A 17548-nucleotide genomic window follows, 5' to 3' on the forward strand; every position below is an offset into this window, starting at 1 on the left:
TTTTGTATTGATGAAAAAATTTACATATACTGTTTCTGTATTAGAAAGAGTATAATAGTATAAACCTTACTACCCATTTGCTGGTTTTAATGATAGCTAAACAGAAATAAGTCATGGCAAAAAAAAACACAAGTAAATCATCCATTCAAAAGGGGTATATGAACTACCTCCTAGAGGAAGGGAAAGCCCCGGAGACTGTTAGGATTTTCACTAATTTTCTAAAAATAACCGATGATGATTTTTATAAATACTTCGGCTCACTTAAAGGCATTGAAGCTTCCGTTTGGGAAGGATATTATTCCAACACTTTCAAGATCGTTCTTAACGATCCTGATTTTGAAGAAATGAATGCCAGAGAAAAGCATCTTTCATTCCTCTACACTTTCCTGGAATTAATCAAACCAGACAGATCGTATGTGCTTTTCAAGCTGGAAGGAAAAAAACCACATGAGTTACCTCAAGAATTAACAAAAACACAAAAAATTGTTACACAGTCTGAAATAGATTGGGCCAAAACATTCGATTTTATACCAGATAAAGCTAAAAATATATCTCAGTCTGCATACAAACGAATGCTCTGGTCTCACACCATTGCCACCTTATTCTTTTGGGTCAAAGACGACTCTGCAAATAGCACTGATACGGATATTTTCATTGAAAAATCCACCCGTACAGCATTTGATATCGGGGAGCTACCTGCGTTGGAGTCAATCGTAGATTTAAGTAAGTTTTTCTTACAAAAAATGGGACTATCAAAAACTACAGCCTGATGTCAAAAGAACTCAATAGAATTCCAATTGGAAAAGTAAGGCGGGCAAGCAAGTTCGTAACTACTGGAGCAAAAGTGGGTGCCAACTATGTGAAAGCATATAGTAAAGCGGCTTTAAAAGGTAAACTAGATCAAAATGAACTGGATAATGATAATGCGAGAGACATCTATGATTCGCTCAGTGAGTTAAAGGGTAGTGCCCTCAAAATGGCCCAGTTGTTAAGTATGGATCAAAATGTGCTTCCAAAGGCTTACGCTGATAAGTTTTCCATGGCACAATACAGTGCACCACCACTCTCCTACCCACTGGTGAAAAAGACATTCATTGATAATATGGATAAAGAGCCAAATGAAATATTTGACACTTTTGGTAAGAGTGCGAGCAATGCTGCATCAATGGGTCAGGTGCATAAAGCAGAATTGAATGGACAGAAACTGGCTGTAAAAGTCCAATACCCAGGTGTGGCTGATAGTATTAAAAGTGACCTCAAGCTTGCAAAACCCTTCGCGCTAAAGCTCATGAATGTAAAGGGTAAGGATGTAGATCCTTATATGAAAGAGGTAGAAGGAAAACTACTTGAAGAAGCAGATTACACACTTGAGCTGAGACAGTCCATGGATTTTGCACAGAAATGTGAAAATGTAGATGGGGTGTTCTTTCCTACTTATTTTCCAGAGTTGTCCTCCCCACAAATTCTTACAATGAGTTGGTTGAATGGCGAGCCAATTGGAGCCTGGATGAAGCATGAGCAAAAACAACCAGATAGAGATCGGCTCGGACAAATCCTTTGGAACTTCTACATGTACCAAATGCATGAGCTTCGGATGATGCATGCAGATCCGCACCCGGGTAATTTCATTATTGATGCGAACAATAACTTAGGTGTTATTGATTTTGGGTGCATCAAGCATATACCAAAAGATTTCTATGACGCATACTTTGAACTTACGAGCTATGAGGTATTGGATAACCCTCAACGGGTGGATGAGCTTTTTAGAAAGTTAGAAATTATCAGACCAGATGACCCTGAAAAGGATGTCAAAATCGTAACCGCAATGTTCACAGACTTAATCAGGCTACTATCTCGACCATTCAACGAAGGAGTTTTTGATTTTAGTGATGATCGGTACTTCACTGAGATTTATATGAAAGGTGAAGCCATCTCAAAAGATCCGGAAATGAACCGATTACAAGCACGAGGATCACGGCATTTCATTTACTTCAACAGAACCTTTTTTGGATTGTATAACATCCTCCATGCTTTGAAAGCTAAAGTAGATTGTTCCACCAAAGAAATTTTCAAAGTGGCATCTTAGCTATTCTATTTTACGATTAGTCTGTTGGTCAAAATACTTTTCGAGCCCTCAAAAACAATTATATAAACTCCAGACTTTAACCCTGATAGGTTTATTTGATTTTGAATTGGTGAATTGAAGACCTTTTTTCCTGCTGGAGAATAGATGCTAATTCGATCAAATGTTCTCTTATCATGATGGAGATTTACATAGAGGTAATTCGTTACCGGGTTTGGATAGAACATTTCGTTTTGAAAAGCCAAACCTAAAGGCTTTTCTGTTACGTTAATTTTAACAGATGCCATGATATCCCCTCCATTTCCATCACTTATATCCACTACAAGATCATAAGTGGGATTAGCTGTAAAAACCAATTCATTCTGATCATTGACAGTAAGGTCGCCGGTAGTTTGATCAAGGGCAAAAGCATCATTTTTATTACCCGAAAGCAGCGAATGTGTCAGCACATCTCCGTCAGGATCTTCAGCGGTTATAGTGCCAATCAGTGTTCCATTTGGCGTACCTTCCTCTACATAATAAACCAGTGAAATATCTGGCGATTCATTTTGCGCTTGCAATACAACAGCAAGTATCAAAGACAGAGAGAATAATATAACTCTTAACCCATTCATTTCTTCACTATTTCTTTATTACAATATTTCGAGAGACCATTTTGTCATCAAATTGGATAATCAGGTTGTAGATACCGGAAGCAATATCCGAGATATCAATTCTCATGAAAAATGCTTCTCTTTGATCAACTGAAATCTCTACCTGACTTCCATTAAGTGCATATAGTTCAACCGTAAGTTCTTGAGTGTTTCTGTTCTGCGAATCAATAAATAGGCTCATTGAAGCTGGATTAGGGTATACTCTTATACCCTCAACTTCCGGATCTATACCTAATGCATCTTCATCGATATCAATTAGGTTGATCGTTACGTCAGCAAAGGTCATCCCTCCCGCTCCATCATCTACTTCCACCATCAATTCAAATGAAGGTGTCACTTCAAAATCAAGTATAGTTTCATCATTAACCGTAAGATCACCGCTAACAGCATTCAAGGAAAATGCACCACTTTCATTTCCTGAAATGATGGAGTAAGTCAACTCATTGTTATCTGCATCAGAACCGGTCACACTCCCTATTAATGTACCATTTGGAGTGTTTTCATGGATATAGAAAATATAAATGACACTTGGGGATTGATTACCTCTCTCAACAGTCACGATAGCAGTTGCATTACCTTCATTACCAGATTGATCTGTTGCGGTCAGTGTAATGGTATTATCTCCTAAATCCTCTATTGTAAACGTAGTTTGGTCAATTGATAAGGTAAACGTACAATTATCAGTTGTTCCATTATCGATATCCGTTGGTGAAATGGTAGCTGAACCTGTATCATCCAATGTGACTGTAATATCCTGAGTAACTACGACTGGGGCCTCATCATCTACCACAGTTACTGTTGCTGTTCCCGTTGAGGTGTTGGTACCATCAGTAGCTGTTAAAGTCACCGTTTGAGTTCCAACATCCGTACAGTCAAAGTCTGTTCGATCCAAGGATAAGGTCAAAGTGCAATTATCTGTGCTGCCACTGTCAACATCTGCTGGTGTGATCGTAGCAGTACCAGTTACATCTAAGGTGACTGTGATATCCTGAGTCACTACTACTGGTGCTGTATCATCTATAACCGTTACTGTTGCTGTTCCCGTTGAGGTGTTGGTACCATCAGTAGCTGTTAAAGTCACCGTTTGAGTTCCAATATCCGTACAATCAAAATCTGTTCGATCCAATGATAAGGTCAATGAGCAATTATCCGTGCTTCCATTGTCGATATCAGTCGTTGTTATAGAAACTGAACCTGTATCATCCAATGTGACTGTAATATCCTGAGTGACTACTACTGGTGCTGTATCATCTATAACCGTTACTGTTGCGGTTCCCGCTGAGGTGTTGGTACCATCAGAAGCTGATAAGGTCACCGTTTGAGTACCAACATCAGCACAATCAAAGTCTGTTCGATCCAATGACAAAGTGAATGAGCAATTATCCGTGCTTCCATTATCGATATCTGTTGGTGTGATCGTAGCAGTACCAGTTGCATCTAAGGTGACTGTAATATCCTGAGTAATTACGACAGGTGCGCTATCATCAACTACCGTTACTGTTGCGGTTCCTGTCGAAGTGTTGGTACCATCAGATGCAGTTAATATCATAGTTTGATCGCCTACATCAGTGCAGTCAAAGTCTGTCTGATTCAATGACAAAGTGAATGAGCAATTATCCGTGCTTCCATCATCAATATCTGTTGTCGATATCGTAGCTGAGCCTGTTGCATCGAAGGCAATCGTAATATCCTGCGTGACTACTATAGGTGCGCTATTATCAACTACCGTTACTGTTGCGGTTCCTGTCGAAGTGTTGGTACCATCAGATGCAGTTAATATCACCGTTTGATCGCCTACATCAGTGCAGTCAAAGTCTGTCTGATCCAATGACAAAGTGAATGAGCAATTATCCGTGCTTCCATTGTCGATATCTGTTGGTGTGATCGTAGCAGTACCAGTTGCATCTAAGGTGACTGTAATATCCTGAGTCACTACTACTGGTGCTGTATCATCTATAACCGTTATTGTTGCGGTTCCCGTTGAGGTGTTAGTACCATCAGAAGCTGATAAGGTAACCGTTTGATTACCAACATCTGAACAGTCAAAGTCTGTTCGATCCAATGATAAGGTCAATGAGCAATTATCCGTGCTTCCATTGTCGATATCTGTTGGTGTGATCGTAGCAGTACCAGTTGCATCTAAGGTGACTGTAATATCCTGAGTAACTACTACTGGTGCTGTATCATCAACCACTGTTATTGTTGCGGTTTCCGTTGAGGTGTTGGTACCATCAGTAGCTGCTAAAGTCACCGTTTGAGTTCCAACATCCGTACAGTCAAAGTCTGTTCGATCCAATGACAAAGTGAATGAGCAATTATCCGTGCTGCCATTATCGATATCTGTTGGTGTGATCGTTGCTGTGCCGGTGGCATCTAAGGTGACTGTAATATCCTGAGTCACCACGTCTGGCGCCTCATCATCAACTATTGTTACGGTTGCCGAAGCATTGGAGCTATTGCCTCCTTCATCCGTAACCGTCAGTGTCACCGTATTTGCACCAAGTGTAGTACAATCAAAATCAGTCACATCTAGTACAAGGACTAGATTAGCTGCAATTGTCTCATCGTCTGAACTTCCATTATCAATATCCGATGGCGCTATAGAAACATTGCCGGTAGCATCTAGTGAAACAGATATATCCTGCGTGATGACAGTTGGGTTATCATCTACAGTGACGTTGAACGCATCCGAACTGATTGTTAAACCAGTGACTACACTATTCGTCACTTCCAGGTGATAAGATCCCTGATCTGCTTCAGTGACATTAGCTATATTAAGGTTGTCTGTTGTTTGACCCGAAACCGGGCTTCCATCCAGGTACCATTGGTAACTGTTGTTAGATCCGCCTACGCTAATAGTTACATCAAGTAATTCTCCAGCATTTAAGTCTTGGTCTGTGGGAGCAGTAATATTAGCTTGAGGACTGTAATTGTTCAATACTGAAATATTGAGTTCCAAATCATCAAACTCTAACACATTATCGTTGACATCAAACTCTATTAGACTAACAATGGAAGACATGTCAGGCAATCCTGATAATTGATTAGACTCAATTTCGAGTTTAGAAAGTAGAGTTAAATTTGAAAATGTGGCAGGAACACTTCCACTTAACTGATTTCCTGCTAATTGCATATCAGCTAATTGAGTTAGATTGCCTAGTTCGGATGGAATTGAACCAGTTAGCTGATTATTATCTAATTGAAAAACAGTAAGTTGAGTTAAATTTCCCAGTTCGGTCGGAATACTCCCTGTCAGCATATTGTTGTCTATATCGAAGCTTTCAAGGTTAACAAGCAATCCGAGTTCCACAGGTAAAGTGCCTGATAATTGGTTTGTTCCCAGGTTAAGACTAAGAAGGTTTGATAGGTTACCTAGCTCAACAGGTATTGATCCCGTTAATTGATTCGAATTAAGTCTAAGCTGTACAAGTGCTGACAAATCGCCAAGTTCGACAGGAATAGATCCTGAAAATTGATTATCATCAAGCCATAAGTATTCTAGGTTGACCATGGTACCTAGTCCGGGAGGTATATCCCCGCTCAATTGATTTACTGAAAGAACCAGCCAATTGAGGTTTGCGAGACCAAAAATTTCCGAAGGAATGGATCCTGTCAATTGATTGTCTTCTAAATCAATTATTTCAATGGCAGATAGGGAACCCAATTCCATTGGGATTGTTCCTGAAAGTAGATTCTCTTCAAAATCTAGTTCAATCAAATTAACAAGATTGCCTAGTTCAGAAGGAATTACGCCATTTAATTGGTTTACCTCCAAATTCAAATTTTCAAGACTGGTCAGATTCCCTATCTCTGATGGAATGGATCCTGTGAGCTGATTGAACCCTAAAATAAGTGCAACAAGCTCAGGCAAATTTCCTATCTCTGAAGGAATCGTGCCTACGAGATTGTTGCTATTCAAGTCAATCGAATTGACCCTAATCCCAGATACGGTTACTCCATACCATGTACTCACATCATTTCCGCTCAACCAATTAGTATTGTTAGTCCAGTTGGCGCCATCGGTTGAATTGTACAAAGCAACTAAAGCATTGTAGTCTTGTTCGAACACACCACCCAGAATAAGTTCTGTAAAAGAAAATTCAGAAATGCCATTTGTCACATCGGTCACACTTGTCACATATTCCTCTTCAATATCAATTGAACCGGTGTATGACCAAGTGCCGCTACTTGCAGATACGGTAGCGATATGAACGTAACCTTGACGGTCACTACAGGTGGAGTTTGTTTGATATATATCTACCGTAGAACCATCTTGAGCCATGGTGACCCCAGATATTCCTCCAGCCGAAATGGAGGTAATATGTGGAAAATCTACGGTAGGAGTAAGCTCAAATTCGACCCCTTTGACGGAATTACAGTAATATGAATTGCGTAAAATATTGTTTCCATTATCGTCAGAAAGATTTTCAAAATAGATGCCTGAACCCGAATTATTGGCAATGATATTTTCTACTCCTGTGCCACCAATGGATACCGAAGTAGTCGCATCAGAAATAGAGATTCCATGTCCGCCATTTCCGATGGCTGTGATACCGTCCAGGCCTAGACCTATTGTGTTCCCTTCAATCTCAAAGGCACTCTGCCCATTGATATAGATTCCATCTCCGGTGTTCCCGGCGATTATATTGTTATTAAAACTAAGATTATTATCACCAGCTTGTGCAAGCAACCAAACGCCATCCAGATCAGGATTTGACGAACCAATCGGCGTGTCTCCAGCAGCATTTAGTCCAATAATATTATTTTGAACGATATTATTATCAGAGGCTGCACCAAAATAGACATTGGTCCATTGGTAACTTCCGGAGATAACATTTTCATAGCCAGGAGTAGGACTTCCTATGATACAGTTGTTCGTTGTTCCATTAGAAATAATCAACCCAGTCCTATTGCCAAAATTATTCTCTCCATTGATGTCCGTTCCGATCAGGTTGCCATATACCTGAATATCACTGGCGCCATCAGCTATAAATACACCGTATTCTGATGCATCTCCATCTTCGATAATCGCTCCATTATTTGAAATAACGTTTCCTTCGCCGGCATCTCGATCTCCTCCTATGATGAAAGGCCCGGAGGTATAGCCAACTACAATCCCACTACTTTCATTTCCATCAGGTGCTAATCCGTCAGGGGTTGTACCAATTCGATTGGCTTGTATCACACAATTATTACATTGATAAAATATGATTCCATTCCCATTTGAACTGATTACATTCCCTTTATTAGGTGCTCCAATTGTACTATTATCCGGTCCGCCTGGTAAATTTTGTCCAAAAATTCCAACACTCGTAAACCCCGTAATATGAAGCCCATAAATTTCAACATTGCCGAGAGATCCAATTTCCAATCCACGACTTATCCCATTTATTGCCCCATCTATACGTGGCATCAATCCTGCGTCTATGTCCCAGCCCGGTTGAGTGGTCCCATCGATGATCATTCCAATTCCGGAGTTTGTCATTACCGGAAGCTGAGATGCAACATCAATTTTCCATGAATCACTTGACCCATCTCCAGGTAAATTGAATGAAATGGTAGCTTTTGTTGGACTTGCAATCGCATTTTCAATGCACCAACGGAGTGAGCCAATTCCATCGTCCAGCGTATTGGTCACTAGAAATGGATTTTGAGTACCAAACTCAGAGGTACCGTCGGTTCCATTGGTTGCGGTTGCTGTAATTACATCTGTGCCTAGTGCAATTATCAGCCCCGTTATCTCCCAATCACCTGAAATATCTACCGTTGTACTTCCTAAGTATTCCGTGCCTTGTGAAGGGGAGCAGGCAGAGTTATCTCGATAAACATGAATGGTGTTACCTGAAGTTCCTGTACCTCCTACGGTGGTTGCAGTAACTTCATTGATAATAGGCGCAGCAATTCCACCATTAGCTCCACTGATCAAATCAATCCCCGTTCCATTACAATAGATCTCATTGCCTATAATCTGATTACCCTGATGAACCGAATGTGTGATTTCCACCCCTACAGCGGTATTATATGCAATAGTGTTTGCTTCTCCGATCCCTGTGCCACCTATTATATTATTGTCGCACCCAGAACCTCCAACGCCAACGGTCGAAAATCCCTTGTTATTTGGAAGTGGTAATGAACCATTGGCGTCTACCCCAATAAAATTACCTTGAATTATTGTTCCATCCGAGGTGTTGAGTGAAATAGCCGTCCCTGAATTACCAGATATAACATTATTCAGTATTTGACAATTTCCGGATAAGCCAAGGCCAATTCCAGTGTTGTTCGGTACTGCAGACGTTCCTGTTGGATCAGTCCCTATATAGTTACCTTCAATGATGGATAAGGAAGCTCCATTTGTAGCAATAGCTGTGCTGTTCCCAGAGATAACATTTCCTTCACCTGGATTTGCACCTCCAATAAAATGAGTGTTCGAGCCTGTGGAAGTGGTGATTCCATTGGTATTTCCAAGCCCTGTATTTCCATATTCGTCAGTTCCAATGTAATTGCCATGAAATACGATTTGATCCGTGAAGGTCGATCTGGTTCCATCGACACAAAGTACAATGGTGTTCCCCATTCCGGGAGCTCCAATAATGGAACCGTTTGCTCCATCGCCGTATAGTCTAATACCTGTTGTGAAATTAGTAATGTAAAAACCATATACTTCAATCACTCCGGGTTGGGTATTTATGCCATTGGTTGGGCCATTGAGTCCATCAAGGACAATATTAAAGTTCCCAGTACCAGCCTGGGTTGTTGCGTCCAAAACCAAATCTTCCGTAATAACCGGCAAACCGGTAACAGGAGTAATTGTCCAGGTTTCATCACCCGTACCGCCATCTAGATTGTAATTAGGATCAGTATTTGGGATGTTAAAGGAGATGGTTTGCTGACCCGAAATGACATTTGCATTATCAATTGTCCACCGAAGCGAGCCCTCCCCATCATCTTGCGTGTTGGTCACCACAAATGCCTCAGAGCAGTCTACTCCCGCATCATTTATAGTCCAGTTATAGGTCGCTCCTTCCAATATGTCTTTTGCTGCCTGTGAGGTACAATAGGTAATTCCGGTAGCATTTAAAGTGATACTCACTGGGATTGTTTCTGATCCTCCATTATCATCCGCCCAGCCAATCAGTGTTGCATCATAGTTTCCAGTCGAAAGTCCGGAATTATCAAGCATCCCATTCATAAACTGTACCATGCCAATGTCCCAATTTCCTAAAGACTGATTGAATGATGTCGCATTATTGAACAGATTAGTCATATCAACAATAGAACTTACATCCCAACTACTCAAGTCCTGGTTGAAGGCAACTGCCCCTTCAAACATTTGACGAAAAGCGCTTACACCACTGATGTCCCAGTTACTAATATTTCCATTAAAATTTCCAGTTGCGGCAAACATGAGTTCCATATTGCCAACTGTGCTCACGTTCCACGCGTCACCTCCACCATTTCCGGCACCTGCCTGAAAGATTAAATCTTGGTTAAAATTTGATGCACCCCAAAACATGCGATTCATTGTGTTAACTATGGAGACATCCCATAAACCAATGTCCTGATTAAAGGCACTCGCATCTCGAAACATCTCTGACATATCAGTAACAAGACTTGTTTCCCAGGATGTAATATTTCCATTGAAGTCTGTAGCACCGTTAAACATTCCCGCCATATTATTCACAGTACTGACATCCCATGAATTCAGGTTTTGATTGAACGCAGAAGCAAGTGCAAACATGTTGGACATATCTTGTACAAGACTGGTATTCGTGCTCCAGGAGTCAATGGGTTGATCAAATGCAATAGCACCCTGAAACATGCCGGTCATAGTGTTTACGTTTGAAACATCCCAGTTCGTTATATTACCATTGAATTGTGTAGCTCCGGAAAATGTGTTCGCCATATTAGTGACGCTACTTACATCCCAGGCGATTCCTCCATTGTTACCTCCACCAGGTGTTGTAATAAGATCTCTATTGAATGGTGATCCAGAGAAGGTGCCAGCCAGGGTATTTACATTCGAAGTTTCCCAACCGCTGATATCCTGATCAAAAGCCAATGCCGACAAAAACAAGTTCGACATATCAGTCACAGTGCTGACATCCCAGGAAGAAATGTTTCCATCGAAAATGATAGCCTCTCGAAACATTCCACTCATATTATCAAGTACCCCGAATGTCCAGCCGTTTAGCGATTGATTGAGGGCATAGGCTTGATAAAAAGTTTCAACAGCTGTAGTAAGATTTGGCATATTCCATCCATCAATGTTTCCATTGAATGAGATGGCTGTCTGGAACATCCGGCTGATATCGGTCACCGCCGTAGGTGTCCAAGTGTTCAAATGTTGATTGAAGCTTTGAGCACCCCAGAACATACCGAACATGGTAGTTACATTGCTCACATCCCACATATCCACGTTTCCATTGAACGCTGTGCTGAACGCAAATACCTGGGTCATGTTCTGCACATTGCTGACATTCCAGTTATTGAAATTCTCAGTAGTTAAAGCCGGACATGACTGGAACATGGATGTCATATCAATCACGTTGGACAGATCGGGTGCATCTGTTGCAGGTACAGTGAGATTGTCGCAAGACAGAAATGCCTGAGCCATGGAAGTCCATGCAACATCACCCCATTGCTCAACGGTTTGAATTTTTAATCGCTCCGTACCCGCATTAAAATAAATTCTAGGGAAGGCTCCAGAAATTTCAACCTGATAGGTATCGCCATTTTGTAGTCCGGTAATATTGTAAGGCACATCAGACATCACCGTTGCTGAACCATCACCTAGGCCGCCATTGTCCAGGTTGGTCCAGGTTATACTATAGTTATACGTCTCTCCTGCAAAAGTTGGAATGGTTATTTCTCCAGTTGCATCTACGAGCCATGTGGTGACAAAAGGACAATTACTTCCCGCATCAGTTATAGTCCAGTTGTAGGTCGCTCCTTCCAATATGTCTTTTGCAGCCTGTGATGTACAATAAGTAAGTCCTGTAGCATTTAAAGTGATACCTGATGGGATTGTCTCCAATCCTCCATTATCATCCGCCCATCCAATTAACGTTCCATCGTAATTGTCGGTAGATAAACCTGAATTATCAAGCATGAAGGCCATATTGCCAACACTTCCGATATCCCAACTTCCTAAATCCTGATTGAAGACAGTCGCTCCGGAAAACATCTCCTGCATAATAGTTACTCCGCTTACATTCCAACCTGATATGTCCTGATTGAAGCTAGTTGCCCCGGCGAAAGTCCCTTGCATGAAATCCACTTCAGCGACATTCCATCCGGTAATATCGCTATTGAATGAGGTCGCATTTTCGAACATATAGGACATTCGATCCAGACTAGTAAGCGTCCATGAGGAGATGTCTCCGGTAAAATCTGTTGCTCCCGAAAACATCCACTCCATGTTTGTCACATTCGAAACATCCCAACTTAGATTCTGATTAAAATCAGCAGCATTTTGAAACATGCGGGTCATTGTATTGACATTGGAAGTGGTCCACGAACCGATATTCGAATTGAACAATGCCGCATTCTGAAACATCGAATTCATCTCAGTGACATTTCCCACCTGCCAGGAACTCAAGTCTCCGGTAAATACCGATGCAGCCATAAACATATTGCTCATATCTGTAACCTGACTCACGTTCCATCCGCTGATATCTCCGTTGAATGAGGAGGCTCCATTGAACATTCCCTCCATCGTCACCGGCACGGAAGAATTGATCGTCCAAGCCAAATTCTGATTGAAGCTATTAGCTCCGGCAAACATGTTGGTGAAGTTGGTGACTGTGGAAACATCCCATGTAGAATTGAGGGTGGTCAACGAGGTGGCATTTCCAAACATAAAACTCAGGTCCGTTACTGCACTCAAGTCAGGGGAATCAGTTGCAGTTATTGTCAAATTTGTGCAACCAGAGAACGCATTTGCCATGCTGGTCCACGCAATATCTCCCCATTGCTCTACAGTTTGAATCTTTAGACGATCCCCTCCTCCATTAAAGTAAATTCTTGGAAAAATTCCCGAGATTTCGACACGATATGTTTGGCCATCGGTTAGGCCAGTAAGTACTGCATCTCCAGTTTGATTAATAAGGGAACCATTGTCTAAAGTGTTCAATGTATTTTCCCAGTAAACATCATAATTATATGTTCCGGTTGTGGTTGGGATGGTGATTAGACCTGTTCCATCAGCTAGCCACGTGGTAATGAAAGGACACGCTTGTCCAGCATCATTGATGTTCCAGGTATGATTGTCAATCAAGTCCTGCCGACCAGTATCGTCACAGTAATTGACCCCAGTAGCATTCATAGTAACATTAGCAGGGATGGCGGTTTCTAAACCTGTAATTTGAGACCAGCCCAAAAGGGTAGCATCATAGTTTGATGCCGACATGCGGGTATTAGTAAAGATGGACCCAATTCCTCCAGAAGTAACGCTACTAAGGTCCCATGCTCCAAGATTCTGATTGAATGCAGAGGCATCTTGGAACATATTACCCATGTTCGTAACTGTTGACACATCCCAGGATCCAATCGGCTGATTGAACGCATCTGCAAAGGCGAACATGTTGAAAAGGTTGGTTATGCCTGTCAGTGTCCATGAACTAATGTCCTGATTGAAATCTTGTGACTGGTAGAACATTGAGGATAAGTTTGCCGATGGATTTAGGTTCCACGTATCTAAAGGCTGATTGAACAATTCCGTCCAGCTGAACATACCAGAGAGATTTGTGACTGTGCTCACATCCCAGCTATTCAAATTTTGGTTAAATGCATCAGCATTCTCAAACATGCTTTGCATAGACGTCACCGTGGTGAAGTCCCATGAACTGATATTGGAATTGAAAAGGCTGGCATCTTTAAACATTGATGACATGGTGATTGAACTGCTACTAAACGTACCTGTCCAAGAAGAAAGATCTCCCTGAAAGGCTGAAGCGCCTTCGAACATGCCACTGAAAGTCGTAGCGCTTGACACGTTCCAATTCAGGTCTTGATTGAAGGATGTGGCTAAGCGAAACATACCACTCAGATTTACCACATTAGAAACGTTCCAGTTGGTAATGTTTCCATTGAAGGCATCATTCAGGCTAAACATTAATGTCATATTCGTTACATTATCCGTATCCCAAGCACTAATGTCTCCTGTGAACGAATCTGCATTGGAAAAAAGGCGGGCCATATTCGTAACACCGATCACATTCCAGGAACTGATGTTCCCATTGAAAGCAGAAGCAGTATTGAACATGCTCTCCATATTCACTCCGGGAGTGGTGTTGATCGTCCAGGAATTAAGATCCTGATTGAAAATATCCGTATTCTGGAACATTCCAAAGAAGCTGGTGATGGTGCTTACATCCCAATGATCCATGGGATTATTCAATGCATCACAGTTATAAAACATGCTTTGCAGGCTGGTTACCCCGGATAAATCTGGAGCATCTGTTGCTGGTACAGTTAGATTTGGACAATTGTAAAAGGCTTCATGCATGCTTGCCCAGGCTATATCACCCCATTGCTCCACCGATAAGATCTTCTCTCTTTCAGCAGCTCCATCTGCCCTGGCCCAGAACCTTGGAAAAGTACCTGTTATTTCTACTCGGTAGGTTTGTCCATCCGTCAATCCTGTTAATAGCGCTCCTCCTGTTTGACTACTCAACGAACCATTGTCTAGAGCATTCAGCGTATTTTCCCAGTATACATCGTAATTATAAGTTCCGGTTGCAATTGGAATGGTAATTTGACCGGATGCATCAGCTAGCCATGTGGTGATGAAAGCACCTAATGACGGTTGTGACGATGGATTATCGGTAGCACTTGATGTTAAATATTCTTCGAGACCCTGAATACCATTGTATTCATAAACCATCACATGGTAAGTTGTACTATGATCCAATCCGGTTAGACTGACGCTAGACCCTGTCCCATTGTAAACCACATAGTTACCTGTTCCAATTTCAGATCCTGCTCCAAACAGCGTATTGGCGGTATAAGTTGTTGTATTTACCGGGTTAGCATCAACGATACTTCCCTCCTTCACCACCACAAGTCGTGCTGAACCATCGCCGTTAGTCCAGCTTATATCCATGTCAAAGAAATCTACATTGGAAAAGTTGATATTAGATGCCTGAGTAGTAGGAACAGAAAAGGTTAGTGGCGAAGTAGCAAACTCAGATGAGTTATTAGAAGCAGTCTGATTAACTGAGATATTAAACAGCCCTGATCCGATAGTATTCACGTCTACCTGATGACTATAAGTGCCTCCACCAGTCACTGTTGTAGATGCGAGGTATTGTTCTCCCTCATCGGCAACATCAGCAAAAATCTGAATCGTGGCACCAGCTGTGCCTGTTCCAGTAATAAGTCCGTCTAGTGTTGAAGTTATGGTTGGAGGTAAAACACCATTTTGGGCGCCATTCGTTATTAGAATTGCTTCTCCCGTATTGGTGTGAATGGAATTCTGGGAAAGGCTATTATTTATAATTCCACCGGCAAAGGGATCTCCCATTTCTACACCATCCGATGTATTAAAAGCTATTGTGTTGCTCATCAGTGAGGTTCCATTAGCTCCTCCCTCGATTTTGATACCATTGGCACCATTCCCAAGTGCAGAAGTGCCATTAGCTTGTATACCGATCAGATTGCTATTGACGTTGTTGCCTGTAGTTGTTCCTCCCTCTATAAGTATTCCATCCAATGTGTTTCCAGAAATGACATTGTTGGTAATGCTAGTGCCGGTACCAACACTCAGTCGTATTCCTTCATTGTCATTTGGTATTGCAGATGTACCAGCAGCATTTGTCCCGATGTAATTTTCTGTTATCGTAAAGCCGCCAACACTGACACCTATTCCGTAGCTATTGCCAGAAATAACGTTTCCCAGTCCGGAACCTCCTATAGTTCCTGAGCCTCCTGCCAGACTAATTCCGGCACCTCCATTACCTCTATCCAAATTACCTGCTGCGTCGGTTCCGATGTAATTGTCAACGATGGTGGTGTTTGCAGCTGAAACAAGTATGCCTGCACTTGATGCACCTCCGGCCGCTGAAATTACATTCGGGGGATTGGTACCTGTTACATCTCCTATCCTAGTATTGTTGGAAGTGCCCTGAACCCTAATGTTTGGATTTCCGTTTGTTCCATTCGCAATTGCTGTGGACCCGTCTGACCCCAAGCTTAAATAGTTTCCTGTAATTGTGACACTGTTTGAGTTATTTACATCAATCCCATATCCTGTATTTCCAGATATAATGTTTCGAGCTGTAACATTTCCCCCAATCGTAACACCAGTGCTCGCATTTCCAACTTCAATTCCAAATCCATTTCCTCTATCTAGAAGACCTGTAATGTCAACGCCAATATAGTTGTTAAGAATATCTGTATTTGTGGCTGCACTTAAACGAATTCCCTCACTACTGTTGTTTGAAATAACATTTACAAGATCCCCACTAACACCTATCGTGGTTCCATCACTATTTAGGACATCAATTCCAATTGAATTGGCAACAGCTGAAGATCCATCCAAACCAATACCAATTCTATTTCCAGAAATAATTGTGTTATCGGATGAATTATTAATTCTGATTCCGAAAGAATTTCCTCCAATTATGTTAGCTCCGGAAAGTGTGCCATCTCCGATGATCGTGCCTGTAGCTCCATTATTAATTGAAATACCCGAATAATTGGCTACATCCGTAGCATTACCATTTGGTGCGACCCCTAGTTTACAACCATAGATTTCATTGTTTGTAGCACCTGAGCCATCTACTAAGATTGCCGCATTAGGAGAACCTGAAAATCCACGCATATGTAGTCCTCGAATAACACAGCTTCCACCATTAATCTCTATCCCAGAGATGGCATTACCAGTTTGAATTGTTATGTCTGGCTCAAAGTCACCATCAATGTCGCCATTTATGGTTGTAGCATTTCCATCTCCGCTGGTTAATACCAGACTATTGTCAATCGTAATTATCCCACCATCAATTGACGGGTCAAAAGTAATACTATTAGCTCCTGCAGTGTTATTGGCATTGTCAATACACCAGCGAAGAGAACCAACTCCTGTATCATTTGTATTGGTAACAGTATAGGTATCAACAACGTTGGACAGGACACCAATATCTGTGGAGGTTAAAGCCCGATTATAGATTCTTACCTCATCAATTATACCGGTAAAATAACTATTTAAGTCTGGCCAGTAACCAATCCTAACCCCGGTGTTACTCGTATTTAGTGTCCGAGCAGTATTATCGGTTTGTACACCATCAAAATATGTAATGACGTTAGTTCCTGTGTAAACGACTGCAATATGGTGCCAACTAGATGTCTGTGGAGTGAAAGCCCCACTTATATCGCATCCTCCACTACTTCCTAGCTGTATAGAGCCATTCCCCATAGCAGCAAACTCATTGCAAGAGCCTAAAGAGCCTGTATGAAAAATTGTTCTGTGAGTTGTATTTGTTTGATTCACCCAAGCCGATATAGTTCTTTGTTGTGCGCCATTAATGGCTGAGGCATCCGACAACAGATCAATTCTTGCATTTGTCCCATTAAAGAAATATGCACTATTTGCACTTCCTGACTGATCTGTAGTCAGCGTTGCGTTAAAGACCGTTCCATTATTGTTATTTCCTGAGACATCATTAGCATTACCAGAAAAGGGGTAATAAGCAATTAGGTTTGAGCTAATATCTTGACCAATCGAGACCAGAGTAAACCCGCAAAGGAAGATTGCTAAAGCAAGATTTTTCATATAAAAAATGATTGGTGGTGAATAAGATTATTGTAGGGAATA

The 17548-nt window shown here is 41.5% G+C and carries 4 protein-coding genes; 2 read left to right on the top strand and 2 right to left on the bottom strand.

Features of this window, described 5'->3' with window-relative positions; translation table 11 throughout:
- The first annotated feature begins 113 nt into the window (after positions 1-113).
- Together CHB71_RS06835 and CHB71_RS06840 are read left to right on the top strand one after the other, a co-directional pair.
- Entirely contained in the window at positions 114-770 is a 657-nt protein-coding gene (locus tag CHB71_RS06835; protein ID WP_089356149.1) for a hypothetical protein, read from the top strand.
- The gene (locus CHB71_RS06840; protein WP_089356150.1) at positions 770-2086 is read left to right on the top strand and encodes an ABC1 kinase family protein; all 1317 of its coding nucleotides are present in this window, start codon (positions 770-772) and stop codon (positions 2084-2086) included. Before CHB71_RS06835 ends, CHB71_RS06840 begins: the two co-directional genes overlap by 1 nt.
- Positions 2087-2091: 5 nt before the next feature.
- Here the strand turns inward: CHB71_RS06840 and CHB71_RS06845 are convergent, their stop codons facing one another.
- Positions 2092-2697 (bottom strand): T9SS type A sorting domain-containing protein, encoded by a 606-nt coding sequence (locus tag CHB71_RS06845; RefSeq protein WP_089356151.1) that lies wholly within the window; start codon positions 2695-2697, stop codon positions 2092-2094.
- Positions 2698-2704: 7 nt separating this feature from the next.
- The gene (locus tag CHB71_RS06850) at positions 2705-17506 is read right to left on the bottom strand and encodes a BspA family leucine-rich repeat surface protein (RefSeq protein ID WP_089356152.1); all 14802 of its coding nucleotides are present in this window, start codon (positions 17504-17506) and stop codon (positions 2705-2707) included.
- Between the last annotated feature and the right edge of the window lie 42 nt (positions 17507-17548).

The sequence above is a fragment of the Ekhidna lutea genome, assembly GCF_900188325.1.
GTDB classification, from domain to species: domain Bacteria; phylum Bacteroidota; class Bacteroidia; order Cytophagales; family Cyclobacteriaceae; genus Ekhidna; species Ekhidna lutea.